The sequence below is a fragment of the Halobacillus litoralis genome (assembly GCF_020171725.1).
In the GTDB taxonomy this organism is placed as follows: domain Bacteria; phylum Bacillota; class Bacilli; order Bacillales; family Halobacillaceae; genus Halobacillus; species Halobacillus litoralis_F.
Genome location: NZ_JAIVAJ010000007.1, coordinates 103525 through 122008, shown reverse-complemented (window position 1 = coordinate 122008; position 18484 = coordinate 103525). Strand labels below are relative to the sequence as shown.

The 18484-nt window shown below is 44.6% G+C and carries 21 protein-coding genes; 15 read left to right on the top strand and 6 right to left on the bottom strand.

The features are described 5' to 3' along the window. Positions 1–51 precede the first annotated feature (51 nt). Both LCM20_RS15030 and LCM20_RS15025 read right to left on the bottom strand, forming a co-directional pair. Positions 52–219, bottom strand: a complete 168-nt coding sequence (locus LCM20_RS15030; RefSeq protein ID WP_225196302.1) for a hypothetical protein — start codon at positions 217–219, stop codon at positions 52–54. Positions 220–400: 181 nt separating this feature from the next. Beyond that, positions 401–1576 carry an MFS transporter gene (locus LCM20_RS15025; RefSeq protein WP_225196301.1) on the bottom strand — a complete coding sequence of 392 codons (1176 nt, stop codon included), beginning with the start codon at positions 1574–1576 and terminating at the stop codon, positions 401–403. A 141-nt stretch (positions 1577–1717) separates the two neighbouring features. Between LCM20_RS15025 and LCM20_RS15020 the strand changes: the two genes are divergently transcribed. The 3 genes from LCM20_RS15020 to LCM20_RS15010 all read left to right on the top strand — a co-directional run bounded on the left by LCM20_RS15020 (position 1718) and on the right by LCM20_RS15010 (position 3682). Continuing rightward, the gene (locus LCM20_RS15020) at positions 1718–2110 is read left to right on the top strand and encodes an OsmC family protein (RefSeq protein WP_225196300.1); all 393 of its coding nucleotides are present in this window, start codon (positions 1718–1720) and stop codon (positions 2108–2110) included. A gap of 103 nt (positions 2111–2213) precedes the next feature. Next, entirely contained in the window at positions 2214–2831 is a 618-nt protein-coding gene (locus tag LCM20_RS15015; RefSeq protein ID WP_318247320.1) for a membrane protein, read from the top strand. A 56-nt stretch (positions 2832–2887) separates the two neighbouring features. Beyond that, the gene (locus LCM20_RS15010) at positions 2888–3682 is read left to right on the top strand and encodes a YfkD famly protein (protein WP_225196299.1); all 795 of its coding nucleotides are present in this window, start codon (positions 2888–2890) and stop codon (positions 3680–3682) included. 4 nt (positions 3683–3686) lie between these two features. On the opposite strand, the gene LCM20_RS15005 is transcribed toward LCM20_RS15010, so the two are convergent. Then, the gene (locus LCM20_RS15005) at positions 3687–4550 is read right to left on the bottom strand and encodes a mechanosensitive ion channel family protein (protein ID WP_318247319.1); all 864 of its coding nucleotides are present in this window, start codon (positions 4548–4550) and stop codon (positions 3687–3689) included. 122 nt (positions 4551–4672) lie between these two features. Here LCM20_RS15005 and LCM20_RS15000 point away from each other — a divergent pair, with 122 nt between their 5' ends. From LCM20_RS15000 to LCM20_RS14965, 8 genes are all read left to right on the top strand, one after another. After that, on the top strand, positions 4673–4819 hold the full coding sequence (locus tag LCM20_RS15000) for an SE1561 family protein (protein ID WP_225196298.1): 147 nt from the start codon (positions 4673–4675) through the stop codon (positions 4817–4819). A 21-nt stretch (positions 4820–4840) separates the two neighbouring features. Then, complete coding sequence (locus LCM20_RS14995; RefSeq protein WP_225196297.1) at positions 4841–5017, top strand: hypothetical protein; 177 nt, start codon at positions 4841–4843, stop codon at positions 5015–5017. A gap of 104 nt (positions 5018–5121) precedes the next feature. Next, positions 5122–6429, top strand: a complete 1308-nt coding sequence (locus LCM20_RS14990) for a Na+/H+ antiporter family protein (protein WP_225196296.1) — start codon at positions 5122–5124, stop codon at positions 6427–6429. An 85-nt stretch (positions 6430–6514) separates the two neighbouring features. After that, positions 6515–7291 (top strand): delta-lactam-biosynthetic de-N-acetylase, encoded by a 777-nt coding sequence (gene pdaA, locus LCM20_RS14985; RefSeq protein WP_225196295.1) that lies wholly within the window; start codon positions 6515–6517, stop codon positions 7289–7291. 223 nt (positions 7292–7514) lie between these two features. Further along, positions 7515–8384 (top strand): DNA-3-methyladenine glycosylase family protein, encoded by an 870-nt coding sequence (locus tag LCM20_RS14980; RefSeq protein WP_225196294.1) that lies wholly within the window; start codon positions 7515–7517, stop codon positions 8382–8384. Between the two features lie 214 nt (positions 8385–8598). Continuing rightward, entirely contained in the window at positions 8599–10368 is a 1770-nt protein-coding gene (locus LCM20_RS14975) for a PAS domain-containing sensor histidine kinase (protein WP_225196293.1), read from the top strand. A gap of 604 nt (positions 10369–10972) precedes the next feature. Then, positions 10973–11821 carry a YitT family protein gene (locus tag LCM20_RS14970; protein WP_225196292.1) on the top strand — a complete coding sequence of 283 codons (849 nt, stop codon included), beginning with the start codon at positions 10973–10975 and terminating at the stop codon, positions 11819–11821. A 17-nt stretch (positions 11822–11838) separates the two neighbouring features. Beyond that, complete coding sequence (locus LCM20_RS14965) at positions 11839–12495, top strand: GntR family transcriptional regulator (RefSeq protein ID WP_225196291.1); 657 nt, start codon at positions 11839–11841, stop codon at positions 12493–12495. A 142-nt stretch (positions 12496–12637) separates the two neighbouring features. On the opposite strand, the gene LCM20_RS14960 is transcribed toward LCM20_RS14965, so the two are convergent. Next, the gene (locus tag LCM20_RS14960) at positions 12638–12835 is read right to left on the bottom strand and encodes a hypothetical protein (RefSeq protein ID WP_225196290.1); all 198 of its coding nucleotides are present in this window, start codon (positions 12833–12835) and stop codon (positions 12638–12640) included. A 178-nt stretch (positions 12836–13013) separates the two neighbouring features. On the opposite strand from LCM20_RS14960, the gene mbcS reads away from it, so the two are divergent. Both mbcS and LCM20_RS14950 read left to right on the top strand, forming a co-directional pair. Beyond that, positions 13014–14588 carry an acyl-CoA synthetase MbcS gene (gene mbcS / locus LCM20_RS14955; RefSeq protein WP_225196289.1) on the top strand — a complete coding sequence of 525 codons (1575 nt, stop codon included), beginning with the start codon at positions 13014–13016 and terminating at the stop codon, positions 14586–14588. A 21-nt stretch (positions 14589–14609) separates the two neighbouring features. Further along, positions 14610–15038 (top strand): GNAT family N-acetyltransferase, encoded by a 429-nt coding sequence (locus tag LCM20_RS14950; protein ID WP_225196288.1) that lies wholly within the window; start codon positions 14610–14612, stop codon positions 15036–15038. 62 nt (positions 15039–15100) lie between these two features. On the opposite strand, the gene LCM20_RS14945 is transcribed toward LCM20_RS14950, so the two are convergent. After that, positions 15101–15598: a cupin domain-containing protein gene (locus LCM20_RS14945; RefSeq protein ID WP_225196287.1), complete on the bottom strand. Its 498-nt coding sequence runs from the start codon at positions 15596–15598 to the stop codon at positions 15101–15103. Between the two features lie 148 nt (positions 15599–15746). On the opposite strand from LCM20_RS14945, the gene LCM20_RS14940 reads away from it, so the two are divergent. Next, the gene (locus LCM20_RS14940) at positions 15747–16001 is read left to right on the top strand and encodes a hypothetical protein (RefSeq protein WP_225196286.1); all 255 of its coding nucleotides are present in this window, start codon (positions 15747–15749) and stop codon (positions 15999–16001) included. 5 nt (positions 16002–16006) lie between these two features. On the opposite strand, the gene LCM20_RS14935 is transcribed toward LCM20_RS14940, so the two are convergent. Then, positions 16007–16159: a hypothetical protein gene (locus LCM20_RS14935; RefSeq protein ID WP_225196285.1), complete on the bottom strand. Its 153-nt coding sequence runs from the start codon at positions 16157–16159 to the stop codon at positions 16007–16009. Positions 16160–16689: 530 nt separating this feature from the next. Here LCM20_RS14935 and LCM20_RS14930 point away from each other — a divergent pair. Next, positions 16690–18324 carry a BCCT family transporter gene (locus LCM20_RS14930; protein ID WP_225196284.1) on the top strand — a complete coding sequence of 545 codons (1635 nt, stop codon included), beginning with the start codon at positions 16690–16692 and terminating at the stop codon, positions 18322–18324. The last annotated feature ends 160 nt before the right edge of the window (positions 18325–18484 follow it).

Below are 18484 nucleotides of genomic sequence, written 5' to 3'. Positions count from 1 at the left end.
TAGGAGTCTCCCCGTTTCTCCAACACCTTTACCTAAAGGGGACGGAACCTCTTATGCTACCATCCAAAAGAGCGATGATTGCACAACATAAAGTCCGGCTTTCCACGTCCCCACTCGTTTCTGTTCCCACTGCTTTCGTACAGTGGGGTGGAAAATGGTGAGACTCCTGCGGGATGCACGGACCTCGGCGAGATCCCCGAAGACGAAGTCTGAGTTCAAAATTGAACAAGGATGTTCGAACTAAAACCGCCACGTCCTGTGGCAACGTCGAACGACCCAACGTCCTGTTGGGCCGCGGAAAGCGAATTATTTTCCACCCCGCTGTCCACTCCATTTGTAACAGAACCTTTCTCCATACTTTTTTAACAGCTTGCCCGATCAGATATCTGCTAGGGCTTTACTATGTGGCAGGTGATTCGTGAGCTTTTCGTTCTTCTGGTCCCAAAGCCGTGGAGAGAAACACGACGACAAGCAGTCCGACGATGATGTAGAAGAAAGACAGCCCCGGGAACCAGTCGAGAAAGGCACCGGAGAAGAATGGTCCGAGAATACTGCCGACGCTGAAGGCCATTCCGCATAGGATGTTTCCTGCGGGCAGCAATTCTTTTGGTAATAAATCCGTCATATAGGAAATACCTAAAGAGAATAACGACCCGACACACAAGCCTGCAAAAGCAAACGTGGTAAACAGCCAGACGACGGAGTTCTCAAAGAATGCAGCAAATAGAAAGGCAACGACTCCTCCCGTCACAACGGTGAGGATGACTTTCTTTCGTCCGATGCGGTCACTAAGAGCGCCGAGCGGTATTTGGGATAACAGACTGGCAGCGGCAAAGCTTGGAATGATAAACGATAGAATATTCACATCGTGTCCGATTCTCATCCCGTAAACCGGAAAGATTCCGTGGAGGGTTGCCTCTAAGAATCCGTACGTCAATGGGGGTAGAAAAGCGACCCAGCTAAGTCGAAGCGCTTTTGCGAACCTTTTGATTGAACTTGTTCCATAGGCTGTGGTATGGTCTTTTTCGGGCATTTCGTTGCGGACGCGGAGCATGAACAACCACACGAACAAGCTGAGAGCGGATGAAACAAGGAATGGCGCATACAGGCTGATATCCAACAAGTTGGTCATCAGCGGTCCGAGTGTGAATCCAAGACTGAAGAACAGGCCGTAAAAGGCGATGCTTCTGCCCCGGGTTTCTTTGGCCGATGTAGCGGTAATCCAGGTCTGCGTGCCGAAGTGAAGAATCTGGTCTCCGATTCCGACCGTAACGCGAAGCATAAACCAGAACCAAAGCGCCTGCCAGAACGGGAATAGGGCAAGGGAAACAAAGACCAAGGCTCCACCAATCATAATCATCGGTTTAAAACCAAGCTTTTGCAGCGGCTTTTCCATGAACGGGGAAGAAATCAAGATCCCTATGTAAAGCCCCGTTGCATGCAGTCCATTTATCGATGAAGATGTTCCATTTTGTTCTAGAATCACGGCAATTAAAGGAAGGAGCATCCCTTGTGAAAAGCCGGAAATGGTGACAAGACCAATGAGAATCCAGAATCGTGTTTGTTTTGATACCATCAGGCTTCCTCCTTACTCACTAATCGTAAACGAACCAGATCCCACCGGGCAACTGTTTCTTTTTCGATTAAGGTTATTTCCCTGTTCAAAACGGTTATTATATGAATAAAGGCGCATCAATGACTAAAGGAGTGATTGACAATGGATTTTTATATTAAAGAGAACGGTGTCCGCACTTCATTTGAGTATGGGCAGATGAATATTTCCGGCGATGAGACGTACGGTTTCCGCCCCTTTCAATTGATGATTGCCTCCATTGCAGGATGCAGCATCGGAGTATTTCGTAAGATTCTCGATAAGCAGCGTATCGAATATGAAGATATTAAAGTAACTGCCGACATCAAACGAAACCCGGACGAGGCGAATCGTATTGAGAAAGTCAACCTGCACTTTGTCATCAAAGGCTATCGTTTGAACCAGGATAAGCTTATCAAAAACCTTGAAATTTCCAGTAAGAATTGCTCCATGGTACAATCTGTTAAAGGTAGTATAGAAGTGGAAGAAACGCTTGAGTGTATCGAGCTTAGCAAGTAAAATGAAAAGAGCGTACGTCCAAAATAAGGATGTACAGCTCTTTTTTTATGGTTTATGATAAGAAGAATTTGATTTACATGCGTTTTTAAATAAGAGGGTAGGGATGGAGATGAAGAAAGTAGCCATTAAGTCATTGTTCTTTATATTAGGACTAATCATCATAGCGCTTGGAATTACATTAACGATCAAGGCTGATTTAGGGGCTGGCGCTTGGGACGCGATGAATGTCGGACTGACGGAATCTGTTGGGCTCACGGTAGGGAACTGGGTCATGATTGTCGGTGCGGTGTTGATCGTCACGAACGCCTGGATTGCGAAAGAGAAGCCGGATCTGTTAGCTGTCGTTACGATTCTTGTGCTGGGACAGGTCATTGATTTCTGGATGCTGCGCGTATTTGATACGTTTGCTGTCGATGCTTTTCTTAGTCAGCTTATGACGTTGCTATCAGGGATCATCATCATTGCCTTTGGCGTTTCGCTCTATTTGCAGCCGAAGTTCTCTCTGAATCCGGTTGATGGGTTTATGGTCGCCCTGCAGAAGCGTTTTGGATTGAATCTGCAGATCGCGAAGACGCTGACCGAAGCCTTTGCTTTGGTGATTGCTTTCTTCCTGGGCGGTCCAATAGGACTTGGTACGGTGATCATCCTTGTTGCCATTGGTCCAGCCATTCAATTTTTCGATCCGAAAGCGAAGCACGTTATGGACAAAATGATTTCTTAAGGTATAGAGGCTGACCACTTTTCACATGATAAGTAAAAAGAAAGGTGGTTAAAGCTTTGAATAGAAAATGGCTTGTTCTCATTCCTTTCATTGTGTTTCTAACCGTTGTGAACGTGATGTCCACTTCGGCTGAGGATAAAGAACCAACTGAAAAAAATGCCATCCCGAATCATGTTTTGAATATTTCCAAGGACAACACGTATCCGAATTCAACAGACGATCAGGAGCTGCTTGAATCTGAAGAGATTACGAAAGAGTTGATGGAAGAATCGGATGTCCGTATTACGAATCCGCAGCTTATCGAGATGCTGAACGAAACGTCGTTAAAGCCTTCCCCGTTAGCCTTTGGTTACCGCGCGGAAATTTTTCTCGGTCGCTGGCCGCTGGCTTATGAGTCTAAAGAGACGAATGTGAACTGGGAATACCAGGAGATCAATACGAATGAAATTAATAACCAAGGTGGAGAGCTGACAGAGAAAATCAGCTATGTACAAAAAGAGGAGAGGGAAGTGAAGGGCGGTCTTACGTCCAGAATCAGTCACAGCGATCAAATGATGAAGCTGATTCTACTGGAAGCCCAGCAGAACACGAAACTGCCTCTTTCCTTTAACACCGTGATTGGGAAGGGAACGAAGCAGAACAATACGTATGCTGTTCCCATGAATAAAATCGGCCGTCTGCATGCTTACGCTCCTGCTGTCAATGAAAAAGGGGAGGTCGCCTTCGGTGATGTGTACATCAAGCTGAAGGGATCGAAGAAAATGCTATCTGTCAAAAACGTAACAAGACAAGGAATCGGAGCATGGATTCCTGTCCAGGATCACGTCAGCTTTTCCTTTGAATTAAAATAGGAGATTACTCTTCTTTAGAAGCCGAGTAATCGTTCAGTTCGACGCGCTGCTCCGCCATCGCGATGTTGTAATCATACATCGTCTCGGCGATGATCCGGCGCGTTTCTTTTGCTGCCGTCCAATAAACGAGGTCATGAACGACTCCTGTGACGGTGTATTGATACCCTCTATATTGATCGTTCAAGGACGTCATGCCATAGACCTGAAACGGTTCAATCGGCTCGTCCTTCAAATCCTTCTTCAAATACTCGCTACACTCTTCATTGAGCCTCTTACAGGCAGCCTCCAACGCTTCATGGACTTCTCTTGGGTCCTGTCTGAAGTTCGTTGTGACTTTTTCAATTACACGCATGAATTCGAAGTTATAATTCTCAATCGTCGTAATTTGTCCGTTGCTGATCGTCAGAAGACGTCCGCTCCACTCACGCAGCTTCAGAAAACGGAGACCGATATCTTCAACGGTTCCGTGGAACGTGTTGTTCAGCGTGATGAAGTCCCCTTTATGTAACTGCTTTTCATAAAGAAGGAACAATCCGGCGAAGAAATCCTTAATCAGGTTCTGTGCCCCGAAGCCGATGATGACCCCGATGACACCGGCACCAGCCAAGAGTCTATTAATGTCTGTGAATTGATTGATTAAGATTAAGATGAAAGCAATCACGGCCGTATAGCTGATGATTGAGTTCAGCATTGATTCTAATGTGCGTTCTTTTCGTTCTTCAATAAAATCGGTCCGTTTGAAGAAGGATCCGATCAGCTTTCTGGATAGCAAGACCATGACAAATAACAGAGCACCATAAAGCAGTAATCGCAGAGCAGAGAACTCTTCTTTTTCCAACCAGTTCAAAACAGGTGACATCCACTCCATATGCAAACCTCCTTACGTCCCTGTATTATAGCATGTTTGACATCTTCAGCCTCCATTAGACAACTCCAGTCAGTTATATTATCATTAGGCTAGTTAATTTTAACGAAAAGGGGTATGTCATCATGCAACAACAGGAAAAGCTTCAGGATCTGAAAGTGCGCCTATCTGAATTTGTAGACCGCATCGAAGCGCTTGATCCGGAAGAAACATCCGTAGAGGATATTGATCGCCTCATTTCTATGCTTGAAGATTTGGAAAACAAAATGTAATCCAGCAAAAGAGGTGACCGGATGGATACGGTACTCTACCTGATTTCTCCCATTGTCGGATTTGTTTTTATGCTGACCTTGATCATGTCATTTGTTCGAATGGCAGCAGGGCGGGCTGTTCCGAAACATATCGGGCAATTGTTGATCGGATCTTTTTCAGTGCTTGTGCTGATTCTCGTCTATGTCAACGTTGTGTGAAAATTGACTCTCTTTTTCTGAGGGTTGATTTTTTTCAACACCTGCTTTATCATGGTAAATCGTTAACGAGATAAATGATTGATGAAAAGAGAGGAGAATGCCTTATGGCTTGGGCGGTTGTTGTATCTGTCCTTGTGATGACGATTTTAAGTCTGCTTCGAGTGAACGTCATCATTGCCATTCTTGCTGCTGGACTCACTGCCGGCTTAATGAACGGCGAAACGCTGACCGGTTCATTAGAACTGTTGATTAACGGTATGGGCGGTCAGGCAAATGTGGCATTAAGCTATATATTATTAGGAGCGTTTGCCGTCACGATTACGTATTCCGGCATTACGTCGATTTTAGTGAATTTCCTGCTTGATGTACTGAAAGATATGAAGACATTACTAGTCCTTGTGATTGCGGGAATTGCGTCGCTTTCGCAAAACGTCGTACCCGTTCACATTGCTTTTATTCCTATTCTTATTCCACCGTTGCTGCACGTGTTTGATCGTATGAAACTGGACCGTCGTGCTGTTGCCGCGGCTCTGACGTTCGGTTTGAAAGCACCGTACGTGATGATTCCGGCTGGATTCGGTTTGATTTTCCACCAAACGATTCAGGATTCTTTGGAAGAGCAGGGAGTAAGCCTTGATGTCTTCTCCATCGCTGGATCACTGTTGATCCCTGGTTCAGGCATGATTCTAGGGTTGCTGATTGCTGTGTTCATTACGTACAGGAAGCCTCGTGAACCGAAGGAATCTGTACAGGAGAACGTGTTGGATGACATCGTGAAACCTGAGGCAGAGCGATTTTCATTCAAGCACTTCCTGACGATCATCGCGATTGTTGTCACGCTGGTCATCCAAGGTTTCTTTGGCAACTTGATTTTAGCGGCCCTCGCTGGTCTGATCTTAATGTTCGTATTCCGCATTGTTCCGTATCGCAAAGGAGACAAAGTGGTGAACGATGGAATCGCCATGATGGGATTCATCGCTTTCGTCCTTCTAACGGCTTCCGGACTTGCGAACGTATTGACCGAGACGGGATCGGTATCCGCACTTGTCGAAGCGAGCTCCGCGCTGCTTGAAGGTCAAAAGGCATTGATTTCCTTTGTCTTATTATTGGTAGGACTCGTTGTCACGATGGGAATCGGTTCCTCGTTCGCTACCGTACCGATATTAGCTGCTTTGTTCGTCCCGATCTGTTTAGCGGCGGGATACTCTCCGATGGCGATTGCAGCGCTCGTCGGTACAGCTGGAGCTTTAGGAGATGCAGGATCTCCGGCTTCTGATAGTACACTCGGACCGACGTCCGGTCTTAATGCAGACGGCAACCACAATCACATTTGGGATACATGTGTTCCGACATTCCTGCACTATAACATCCCGTTATTCGTATTTGGCTGGGTTGCTTCAATTTTTCTATAATGAGAAGGGTGGATAACATTTCCACCCTTTTTTTATTATGAGCATTCTTCACTCACACATACTAAGAAAAAAGTGAGTGATCGATATGCTGAAACGTGTAACAATCTTTATATGTCTCATGGCCATCTGTTTACCTGCAGCAGCTTCTGCAGAGGGCTGGGGTTATAAGAAGAGTACAGATGGAGAAGTGCCGGATGTTGGCAGGTACGGACCGATGATTGAGCAGTATGATGGGTTTTACGTGGACGACTCAGGAGATAAGACCGTATATTTAACTTTCGATAATGGGTATGAGCAAGGCTACACGGGCCAAGTGCTCGACGTCTTAAAAGAAAAGCAGGTGCCGGCCGCATTCTTCATTACTGGGCATTACATTGAAAGTGCACCGGATTTAGTGAAACGAATGGCAGATGAAGGCCACTTGATCGGGAACCACTCCTGGAGTCACCCCGATTTTACAAAGGTATCAAAGCAGGAAATGAAAAAAGAGCTCGACCGGGTAGATGAAGCCGTTCAAAAACTGACGAAGCAGGAAACGATGTCGTTTGTCCGTCCTCCAAGAGGAACGTTCAATGAACAGACGATGGAATGGGCAAAAGAATTCGGCTATACGCATGCCTTCTGGTCCGTGGCGTTCAAAGACTGGGAAACGGATAAACAGAAGGGATGGGAATATGCGTACCACAGCGTCATGGACCAGATTCACCCCGGTGCTGTCGTTCTCCTCCATTCCGTTTCTCAAGATAACGCAGAGGCTCTGTCTCAAATGATCGATGAACTTCGTAAGCGTGGGTATCAATTTGGAACGCTGAATGACCTCGTTGTGAAAAAATATATCCCGTCGCCTATATGGGCCCTGTAGAACGTCCTTATCCTTAGGGAAGATTGGAAAACCGCTGTGATCTTTTACAGCGGTTTTTTATATTGGATGTACATCCTTTCAACAAAAGAGGTTATAAAAAGGTGGATTCAGGGAAAATAATAATCACAATTTTTTATGCAGGAAGAAGGAACTTCCCGAACGATGAAGAAGATGTATAGAAAAGGCGTATGATAAATATTGGTGGTAGGAAGGACGTTTTGGCATGTGGAAGGAAACGTTTACGGCAGAGAGTTTTTACGATTTTGATTACACATTATTGAGATGGGCGTTCGATCCGCTGACGAAGCTGAACAGGGAAGAGCGGTGGGTGGATGTCCCCGTACGGTTAGGTGATGAAAGGCATGTAGTCCGGGTTACAGGTTCCGGCACAACGGCAAATCCGACCTTCGACGTATCGAGTGAAAGCGAAGAAGCAAAAGCTTCGCTGCTTCAACATATCCAGAATCTATTTCAGTGGGACAAAGACTTAGAAGTCGTCCAGGAACACTTTATGCATACCAACCTAAAAGAACTCTTTCAGGCGCACCCAGGGACGCCGATCGTCAAAGACTTTCATTTGTATGACTGCTTAATGAAAGTGATCATTCATCAGCAGTTGAACATGAAGTTTGCTCATACGTTAAGTACGCGATTTGTCCACAATTTCGGAAGCGAAGTGGATGGCGTCTGGTTTTATCCGACACCGGAAGAAGTTGCAAATCTTTCCTATGATCAGTTGAGGGAGCTGCAGTTCAGTCAAAGAAAAGCAGAGTATGTCATCGACACATCCCGTCAAATCGCAGCAGGCGAGCTGGACTTGGAGCACTTATCGACTTTAACGGACGAAGAAGTGATGAAACGCTTAGTGAAAATCAGAGGCATCGGCCCTTGGACAGCTGAGAACTGGCTGATGTTCGGACTCGGACGAGAAAACTTATTCCCTAAAGCGGATATAGGCATTCAAAACGCATTGAAAGTTTATTTCGGCATGGACAAGAAACCTTCTTACGAGCAGATGGAAGAGTGGAGCGGAGCGTGGCCGCCTTATATGAGCTACGCGTCTCTTACATTATGGAGAAGCATCGAAGGGTAATAGAAAAAAGTCATATTATAGAAAGTCGACGCGTATATTGTTGTAAACAAGCCGTTAATAATTCCAATGTAAATATTCAAAAATTTCCTATTCTACGTTATAATGAAAAAGCATTGTAAAAAATGAACGGTAAAGGAAAGAGGTCTTAATATTGGTGATTAGAGAAAGGTATTCTGACCAAGTTCACAGCAATGAGATTTTGGAAGTTCTTAGCATGAATGCAACACCTGCATGTTTACTTGACCTGCGTAACCAAACGGTCAGCATCAATCAGGAAATGCAAGGATTTCTTCGTATAGATCAAACAGAGCTGCCCCTGTCGAAGTGGATGCTTCTTTTGCCTCAGTCAGCGCAGCAAAGACTGCAGCAACTGATGCATCGACTGATGACCGAAGGGTTAAAAGAAAAGGCAGTCCATATTTCTGAGTGGAATATGCAGTGTCAGCTGATCCACCTTACAAATGGCCAAATTGCTTTGACAGTTAAAAATGTCATTGGTGAAGAGCCGGTACAGCGGCAACAGACAGAGACTGAAAGCGGACAACCTTTGAAGGAATCACCTTTTAAACAGAGCTCGATGTCTTATTTAAAGGAAAAAAGCTTTTCGGAGCGTGTCGACGTGCAAAATCTGCTAAATCGATTTCCTGTAGGAGTAGCCATCATCAGTCATGAATGGGACATCATGTATGCGAATGAAAAGATGGAAGAGCTTACAGGCTTAACGTTTAAAGAGAGCCATCGAAGTAAATTATGGGATCTCTATTCAATTGAAGAGTACTATGATTTTTTTCAGCACTACTTGAGGGCGATGGAAAAACAGGAGAGCGTCGAATTTGAAGGATTCTTAAGCGATCGTCAAATAACAGTTGAAGTGACCGTTCATCCTTCTGAAAGTGGACTACTCATCTTTCTTCAAGATGTTTCGAGTCATAAACAACAGCTTCAGGCTTTGAAGGAATCAGAGGAAAGGTTTGCTATACTTGCGAACAACATGAAGGATGTCTTTTGGATTTCTGATGAAAACTTCAGTCAGATTCATTACTTGAGCCCGGCCTTCCAAAGTCTATTTGGTATGTCGAGAAGAGAGGCATTGTCTGATCCTGAGAGTGTGTTGAAGGTTGTTCATCCAGAAGACGTGAAACGGGTAAAGGCTGGGTTAGCATTAATGCGCTCCAAGAAACATCAGGTTGAATACCGACTCAAACCTCCGAATGGTGATGAAAAGTGTATGCTGACCAAAGGGTTCCCCGTGCAGAACCACGGGACGACCTATGTGATCGGCATCCACGAAGATGTGACAGAGAAGAATGAGATGGCTCGACTTAAGGAGAAGTCTCAGCAGCTTTCCACCATTACGCAGATGTCTGCGGGAATTGCTCATGAAATTAAGAATCCGTTGACGGCTATTAAAGGATTCCTACAGATTGGAGCGGCTAATCCAGAACTGCGTGACCATTACCAAAATATTATTCTAGACGAAGTGAACCGAATCGAAGCCATTGTGCAAGATTTCATGATGTTGTCTAAACCTAAAGCCTCTTTACAGAAAGAGGAGGTAGAACCAGGAAGTGTTGTCAACTACGTGACCCGTCTCCTTCAACCGGAAGCAGATGAGAAGAACGTCCAATTGATTTACAACCCGAAAAGCCTGAATGACACCATCAACACAGAACCGAAGCGTCTGAATCAAATTTTAATCAACCTGGTGAAGAACGGAATTGATGCGGTCGAACACGGTGGAATCGTCTCGATCGTAGCAGAACTTTCAAGCCAGGAGCTAACGCTTTCCGTTAGCGACAATGGACCGGGTCTGAGTGCACAGGAATTATCAAAAATCGGTGAACCTTTCTTTACGACCAAGGAGAAGGGAACCGGCCTCGGCGTTATGGTTACTAAGAAAATTGTAGGCGACCTGAGCGGAACGATCTCATATAAAAGTAAAAAAGGGGAAGGGACGAAAGTGACCGTCCGCTTACCTCGCTAAAAACAACAGCTGCGGCTGTTGTTTTTTTTGGTTGCTGAAAAAAGTTCTGGATGAAGTAGAGTGAGTCGTGGGGTGGAAAATAGCTCGCTTTCCGCGGCGGACGCCGAGCTACCTTGACTTCGTCTTCGGGGATCTCGCCATTGTCCGTATAATCCCGCAGGAGTCTCGCCATTTTCCACCCCACTTTGCGATAACGGTGGGTCCAGAACCTAGCAACGATTGGATTCTAAAACGTTGAACTGTGCGAATACCTAATATTTGAAGGGTCTATCCAGTGTATATCTAAAAAGTTGCTTTGCTTGCCTGATTAATGAATCAACCTGAGTACATTTGCGATCACGGTGAAAAAAACAGCTGCAGCTGTTTTTTTTTGTTGCAAATTTCTCATGGGTTCGACGAGAATCATCTAACGACCTTTGTTAGGACAAGCCTCTATACTATGCGAATTGTAGCAATATTTCAGCATCAATCGCTTACAAAAACAAAATTATTTTTTTACATAGAAATCTGTTTACAAACCGAATTCAGGGCTCTATAATCCCGATTGTACTACAATTTTCGTTCGACAAATTATTCATATTTCATAGAAAAAGGAGGCTTTCTGATGCTTAAGAAATTATGGTCATTTTTACTAATGAATATCGGTGCCCTGGGGGTTGCCGTCAATGTTCATTTCTTCCTATCACCTAATGATCTGGCTACTGGTGGGGTCAGTGGACTTTCAATCGTTCTTGCGAAGGTTTTCCCTGACATGTCTTTAGGACTCATTATGCTTATTCTTAACGTAATTCTATTCATTGTCGGTTTTATCTTTCTAGGGTTCCAATTTGGTGCAAAGACGATTTATGCAAGTCTCGCACTTTCCTTTATGGTATGGGGGCTAGAAGCCTTCTTCCCGATGGAGCAGGCATTAAGTGATGATCTGCTGATCCAGCTCATCATTGGACAAATCATTGCCGCCTCCGGTATGGCCTTAGTCTTTCATCAGGGAGCTTCTACAGGCGGAACGGATATTCTGGCTATGATTTTAAATAAATATTTCTCTATTGAAGTTGGAAAAGGGGTCCTATTCTCAGATATCGCAATTGCGACTTCTTCCATCTTCATCTTTGGTCCGACAGTCGGTATGTATGCCTTCTTCGGTGTCATTCTGAATGGACTCGTCATTGATTATGCCTTGCAGCAATTTGATAACAACAAGGAAATTGTCATCATCAGTCGTGAAAGTGATCTTGTAAGGCACTTCATCGTCAACCAGCTTGGACGTGGAGCAACGATCCATTATGCAAAAGGTGCTTTCAACCAAGAAGACAAAGAGGTCATCACGACAATTCTTAACCGTAAAGACTATACGCGTTTGAAGAAGTATATGACGGATATCGATAACAATGCCTTTATTACCGTCCACTCCATGAACGAAATCTTAGGACAGAACTTCAAGCGACTAGCCTAAATGAAGGAGCGGTGTTCATGCAGGCGGCAGTAAGAGGGAATCAATCCATGACAGAGGTTGTGTACCAGGCGTTGAAAGAAGCCATATTACTGCGCGACATTTCACCTGGTACCCAATTAGTGGAACAGACGATTGGAAAGACGATGAACGTTTCCAGAACGCCGATTCGGAATGCTATGAAAAAACTGAACCAGGAAGGCCTCGTTCAGATTATCCCGAACAGGGGAGCATTTGTAGTAGAACCGAGTGTCGAAGAAATTAAGCAGGCTTTTCATATGAGGCGTCAATTAGAGAAGATGACAGTAGAGTTAATTAGTGAAACGATGACGACAGAAGAGATAGAGAAACTCGAATCGTGGATCGAACATGAGAAGGAAACGTATCAAACGAGGGATATTTTACAATATATTGAGGTCAATAAGCAGTTTCATATGACACTGGTCCGACAGACCAATCACCCGTTCTTGATCGATTTCACAGAACGCATGCTGGATCAGATAAATGTATATTTAATGCTGTATGACGTATTTTATGATGAAAACTTGGATGAGAAGAAAAGGTTCAAGGAACATGAATGGATTGTAGAGGCGCTGAAAGAGCGGAATCTTCCCCGCTTATTCACCTTGGTCGATCAGCACATGGAAGAAAGTCTGGCATACATGGCTATCGACTAATCTGTACCATCCTATCTTAATGTCACCTTGAGGTCGATAAACGAAAGGCTGCGATCAAATGATGATCGCAGCCTTTTTTCTCTTTGAATTGAAAGTATTGCAGTCCAAGTGGTTGAGGATCAGTAGTGATTGGTGTGCGGGGCTATCTGATTCCGGCTTTTTTGCTTTTGGTTCGTTTCGATTGAATGAGTCTCATGCCGACGTGTGTGGAAGCAATGGTCAGGGTTAGCAGAGAAGCATACCCATACGTAAAGTTGTTCGTCACGAAAGAAAGGATAAAGAAGAAACCTACAAACAGTGTAGAAAGAAAACCAATCATGACGTAAACATTACTTCTCATGTCGGACACTCCTCAAATGGTTATTATGAAGAGTTTAATTCAATCTTAATTATCTGTCAATTTACTCGACTCAAATGAGTTGCCTTAAGCAAATATAGTATTTGAATAATTTTGAAAATTTGATATAATAATTCCGACAGACTGAACAGTCGTTCATAATGATAAGGAGGAATGGATGATGAATCGAGAACAGTTAATCGCTCCTGAAACGTACAACGTCGTCTCGGAATTCGAAGGGTATTCAAATGATTCCAACCGGAAGGCTCTTGTTTGGTTGGATGAAGCAGGTAGGCAGGAGGACGTTACTTACACTGAACTACTCGAACGAGCGAACAAAATTGGTAACGCTTTCTTGGAGAGTGGTCTTCAAAAGGGCGATAAGGTATTAGTGATGATTCCAAGGCTGATCAAAGCGTATGAAGTGTACATAGCAGCCTTAAAAGTCGGTATGGTCGTCATCCCTAGTTCGGAAATGCTTCGTGCGAAAGATTTACAATACCGCATGACTCATGGTGAAGTGAGCGCTGTCGTCAGTTATCATCCATTTACTGAGCAATTCGAGGGAGTACCTCAGGTCGACCAAGTGAAGAAGTTTGTTGTGGGAGGTTCTAATGAAGGGTGGATGGATCTGGATTCATTGATGGACGATCAGTCCACAACCTTAACGGCAACAGAGACATCAAGGGATGACATGGCCTTCTTGTCCTATACGTCAGGCACAACAGGCAACCCTAAAGGCGTCGTCCATACACATGGATGGGGATACGCTCACTTGAAAACGGCAGCCGATCAGTGGCTCGCCATCCAGGACGGGGACAAAGTTTGGGCGACTGCAGGTCCCGGCTGGCAGAAATGGATCTGGAGTCCGTTCCTGTCTGTTTTAGGTACGGGTGCTACAGGTCTCATTTATAATGGGAAATTCAATCCTACCACCTACTTGCAGCTTATGGACGAACAGGATGTGAACGTTCTTTGTTGTACCCCGACAGAATATCGATTGATGGCAAAGGTCGATAACTTGAATGACTATAAGCTGACGGGACTTCACAGTGCAGTGTCGGCAGGTGAGCCGCTTAATCGTGAGGTCATCGATACGTTCCAAAAGCATTTTAACGTAACCGTGCGCGACGGCTATGGGCAGACAGAAAATACGCTCCTTGTCGGGATTACGAAGGATATGGAAGTCCGTCCGGGCTCCATGGGTAGACCGACGCCTGGTAACCAAGTCGAGATTGTCGATGAAATGGGAGTACCCGTTGGAGTAGGAGAGGTCGGGGATATTGCCGTCCATCTCGATACACCTGCGCTATTCAAAGAGTATTACAAAGATCCAGAGCGTACATCGATGTCACGTCGTGGGGACTACTATGTGACCGGGGACCAAGCTAAAAAGGACGAAGACGGGTATTTATGGTTTGAAGGAAGAAGTGACGATATCATCATCAGCTCCGGTTACACGATTGGACCTTTTGAAGTAGAGGACGCCCTTGTCAAACACTCTGCTGTGCAGGAGTGTGCCGTAGTCGCCAGCCCGGATGAAGTAAGGGGAAGTGTTGTTAAAGCTTTTATTGTGCTTCGAGAAGGATACCAAGGCGATGAAGCGCTTATCTCGGAGTTGCAGCAGCATGTGAAAGAGTTGACCGCTCCATATAAATACCCGAGAAAGATTCAGTTCATTAAGGAACTTCCAAAAACAACATCCGGTAAAATCCGCCGTATTGAACTTCGGCAGAATGAGAAAGCCACACGTTGAGGTGTAGAGGAGAGGTTTCGTTTGGTTAGGAGAGCAGAATCGTCCGATGCCCGCGAGCTAGCTGAGTTGATGAGGCATCTAGGGTATGACACAACAGAAAGCGATATGGAAGAGAGGCTCACGCCTATCTTGTCTTCGGATCAGTATTTTACAGCTGTACAAGAAGAACAGGGGAGTCTCATCGGGATGATTGGGATGACACACAGCCACGCCTACCATAGTAATGAGACGCACGTCAGAATCATTGCTTTTGTCGTAAAGGAACAGGCCAGAGGTAAAGGGGCTGGGAGACAGTTGATGGTGGAAGCGGAGAGGTGGGCGGAGTCTAAAGGCGCAACCACTCTTATCTTAAACAGCGGGAACCGGAAAGAGCGTGAAGGTGCACACGAGGTTTATCAACATTTAGAGTTTGAAGGGCGGTCCACAGGTTTTTACAAAAAATTAACGTAATGCCCTCATCACCATTACGAAAAGAAGAGGCTGAGACATCACTGTCCCAGCCTCTTTTTACATCATTTCGCCCATAGTTCCATCAAGGTTCCATTCCGTCCAAGCAAAGGGTCTGCGGTTGGGTAAGGAGCATCAGGTATTTCCTGTATAGCCTGTTCATATTCGTGTTTTTCACCTGTTTTTAAATCAAATGGTTTTCCGAAAGGATAGGCTCCCAACACTTTGAAATCATCAGAGGCTCCCTGGTTTTTATGAGCAACACCAGCTGGGAGGATGAGCACGTCCCCCTTTTCGATATCAATGACTTTTCCTTGAGGGCCACCAAGGGTGATGGTCGCAGCACCTTCCAGTACCGCAAGGACTTCATGGGTTTTGCTGTGGTAGTGGTGGTAATCGAAGATACCACCTGTCCATTGGTTGGTCCATTCGTTTTGTTTAAACGTTTCCTCAATGTATGAAAAATCCTCTATGGCTTGTGAGTAGACGAGTGTTGGTAAGTATCTGTGATTTGGGTAATAGCCGTCATCATCAAAGAAATAACTGTGAAACGTAGCGTTCATTATGATCTCCTTTCCATTGACTTTCTCATATGAAAATTACCATATTATTCAACATCTAAACCTTTTCTCAAGAATCTTTGTTCCGAAATCAGGGAAAAGTATTTTATACTAGATGTGGGAAAGAAATCACTGAAGGAGAGAGCAGCTGATGAATAAATGGTTTACCCATATATTTAACCTTATAATCGGTGTCCTGATCATAGCAGAAGGCGCCGTGTATATTTTTTGGAACAACAAAGACGGTGAGTTGCACTTGCGAAGCATCATCATGACGATCCTGCTGTTCCTTGCCTGGGGGATGTCTTATCGAAAGCAGCTGACCAGTGAGAATCCAACAGCCTGGCTGATTGTGACGATCATTATTACCATTCCGATGATTCTACCTTGGCTGTTCTTCATTTAACAAAGTCAGAACAGCCATTTCACAATTCCTGCTGCCATGAACATGAGTGCCGATACGAGGTAAATGTAGCCTAGAATGCGATGCTTCGTTTCTTCGCTGAATGTTTCAGTAAATCCAGCAAATAATAGAAACAAGAGTCCTGCCAGAAACATCGTCACATCCGTGCTCGAAAAGGGAGGGCTTTTTGTTATGCTCCAAACTTCGACTGGGAGTGCGGTGTATAAAGGCACGTAAAGAGGATTAAAGGAATTTCTTATTCGTTCGAACGACATCAAAAATCGACACACCTTTCATGAAAACGGTTTTATTCGACAAATTGTAAATCTAATCTTGAATATCTTTTTTGTACAGTTTATACTGTATAATCGGTTGGAGGGAGCGGTAGTATGATACTTATTCAAACAGAGGCTGCTTAACTGGACTTCATCATTTGCGTTTGGACTACCACTATTATGCCATTAGACTGATGACTCAGGAAATATGTATTCGACGAAATCCACTACATTTTTTATTTATTTGCATGAGTCGTTATTTTCACTGAGAACAGGGTATGGTTATGTTATACCCCCTTTAAGCCTCGAACAATGCTCATTCCACTTCTTACTACTTCGGTAATTGAGTAACCTCGTATGAGTTCATGCAGAATGAACAAACTAAACAATATGGATGGAAAGAAAGGATGAAACTCATGAAAACAAGGTTGATTGATTGGCCGACATTTATCGGTGCATTCATTCTTCTGCTTGGCGTGACCATCCCATTGATTGCTTTCCCAGAAGCAGGAAAAGTAATCGTGGCGGATGCCAACGAGTTTATGACAAATAATTTTGGTGTATTGTATATGATCATGGGGCTGGTCATTTTTGCGTTCTTGATTTATGTAGCCTTCAGTAAAAATGGTTCGATCAAATTGGGAGATGAAGGTGAGAAACCTGAATTCAATACGTTCTCCTGGGCGGCTATGCTCTTCGCAGCTGGAATTGGTTCTAGTATCCTTTACTGGGCTGTTATTGAATGGGCCTATTACTATCAGGGACCACCATTCGGTATCGAGCCTAGTTCAAAAGAAGCGATTCAGTGGGCCTCTGCTTATGGAATCTTCCACTGGGGACCGATTGCGTGGGCAATTTACACACTGCCGGCACTTCCGATCGCCTATTTCTATTATGTGCGTAAGAAGCCTGTACTTAAGGTAAGTGAAGCGGTACGGCCTGTACTCGGAAAGAGTGTAGACGGTCCGCTAGGTAATGTAATTGACATACTATTCATGTTCGGTTTACTTGGTGGTGCGGGTACCACCCTTGCCCTCGGTACACCGATGATTGCTGAAGGGATCAACTCCCTGACAGGCATACCAGCAAACTTAGGGATGAAATCAGCGATCATGTTACTCTGTACATTGATATTCGCCATCAGTTCTTATTCAGGATTGAAGCGGGGAATTAAAGTGTTAAGTGACGTAAACTTATGGCTTTCAATCTTTATTCTTGTATTTATCTTTATCTTTGGACCGACTCGCTTTATTGCGGAGACAACGTTCAATTCTCTCGGAATCTTAACAGATAACTTCTTCAAGATGGCAACGTGGATGGAGCCGTTTGGAAATCTGTCTCAATTTGAAGAAACCAAATTCCCTGAGTCGTGGACGATCTTCTACTGGGCTTGGTGGCTTGTGTACGCACCGTTTGTCGGATTATTCGTTGCACGGATTTCAAGAGGGCGTACGATTCGTCAGATGGTTCTTGGTACGATGATATACGGGACACTTGGATGTATTTTGTTCTTCGGAATCATGGGGAACTTCGGATTGTACATGCAGTTAACCGGAAGCTTTGACGTTATTGCCTTTATGGATGAAAATGGGGCACCCGCCACCATTATTGAAATCATCAACCAATTGCCACTTGCGAAGTTCATGGTTCTTGCCTTCACTGTGCTGGCCATTATCTTCCTTGCGACGACGTTTGATTCATCTTCCTATATTCTGGCATCCGTTGTTCAGAAGAAAGTGGAAGGTGAACCGCTACGCTGGAACCGACTGTTCTGGGCGTTCTCATTGTGTATTATGCCTCTTGCACTCATGTTCCTCGGAGGACTCGATACACTGCAGACCGCAAGTATCGTCGGTGGTTTCCCGCTGATCTTCATTATGTTCCTGCTTGCGTGGTCGTTTATGAAAGCGTCGAATACCGACATCCGTGCTTCAGACGACTATGAACCGAGCACGATTCATATTGAACGATGGAAGAAGAAAGGCAAGAAGAAGAAGAAACGCTCCGCTTTGGAAGCGTTGGAAGACAAACCTGAGGACGATGAGCGATAAAATTCAAAAGACAGTCTCACTTAGTGGGGCTGTCTTTTTTTAGGATCTAGGAAATGATGAATTTTTGAGCCTTTACTAACGCCTGTCGGGTAAGCTGCGACTAGCTCTCTAAGCGCGTCAAACCCGCCTGGTGCCATTGTCCTTGAAAAAATTTGTGGTA

Bases quoted from the DNA above. Each gene is read 5' to 3' on its own strand.
- LCM20_RS15025 (WP_225196301.1), bottom strand. From the start codon at position 1,576: ATGGTATCAAAACAAACACGATTCTGGATTCTCATTGGTCTTGTCACC.
- LCM20_RS15020 (WP_225196300.1), top strand. From the start codon at position 1,718: ATGGATTTTTATATTAAAGAGAACGGTGTCCGCACTTCATTTGAGTAT.
- LCM20_RS15015 (WP_318247320.1), top strand. From the start codon at position 2,214: ATGGAGATGAAGAAAGTAGCCATTAAGTCATTGTTCTTTATATTAGGA.
- LCM20_RS15005 (WP_318247319.1), bottom strand. From the start codon at position 4,550: ATGGAGTGGATGTCACCTGTTTTGAACTGGTTGGAAAAAGAAGAGTTC.
- LCM20_RS15000 (WP_225196298.1), top strand. From the start codon at position 4,673: ATGCAACAACAGGAAAAGCTTCAGGATCTGAAAGTGCGCCTATCTGAA.
- LCM20_RS14995 (WP_225196297.1), top strand. From the start codon at position 4,841: ATGGATACGGTACTCTACCTGATTTCTCCCATTGTCGGATTTGTTTTT.
- LCM20_RS14990 (WP_225196296.1), top strand. From the start codon at position 5,122: ATGGCTTGGGCGGTTGTTGTATCTGTCCTTGTGATGACGATTTTAAGT.
- pdaA (WP_225196295.1), top strand. From the start codon at position 6,515: ATGCTGAAACGTGTAACAATCTTTATATGTCTCATGGCCATCTGTTTA.
- LCM20_RS14980 (WP_225196294.1), top strand. From the start codon at position 7,515: ATGTGGAAGGAAACGTTTACGGCAGAGAGTTTTTACGATTTTGATTAC.
- LCM20_RS14975 (WP_225196293.1), top strand. From the start codon at position 8,599: ATGAATGCAACACCTGCATGTTTACTTGACCTGCGTAACCAAACGGTC.
- LCM20_RS14970 (WP_225196292.1), top strand. From the start codon at position 10,973: ATGCTTAAGAAATTATGGTCATTTTTACTAATGAATATCGGTGCCCTG.
- LCM20_RS14965 (WP_225196291.1), top strand. From the start codon at position 11,839: ATGCAGGCGGCAGTAAGAGGGAATCAATCCATGACAGAGGTTGTGTAC.
- LCM20_RS14960 (WP_225196290.1), bottom strand. From the start codon at position 12,835: ATGAGAAGTAATGTTTACGTCATGATTGGTTTTCTTTCTACACTGTTT.
- mbcS (WP_225196289.1), top strand. From the start codon at position 13,014: ATGAATCGAGAACAGTTAATCGCTCCTGAAACGTACAACGTCGTCTCG.
- LCM20_RS14945 (WP_225196287.1), bottom strand. From the start codon at position 15,598: ATGAACGCTACGTTTCACAGTTATTTCTTTGATGATGACGGCTATTAC.
- LCM20_RS14940 (WP_225196286.1), top strand. From the start codon at position 15,747: ATGAATAAATGGTTTACCCATATATTTAACCTTATAATCGGTGTCCTG.
- LCM20_RS14930 (WP_225196284.1), top strand. From the start codon at position 16,690: ATGAAAACAAGGTTGATTGATTGGCCGACATTTATCGGTGCATTCATT.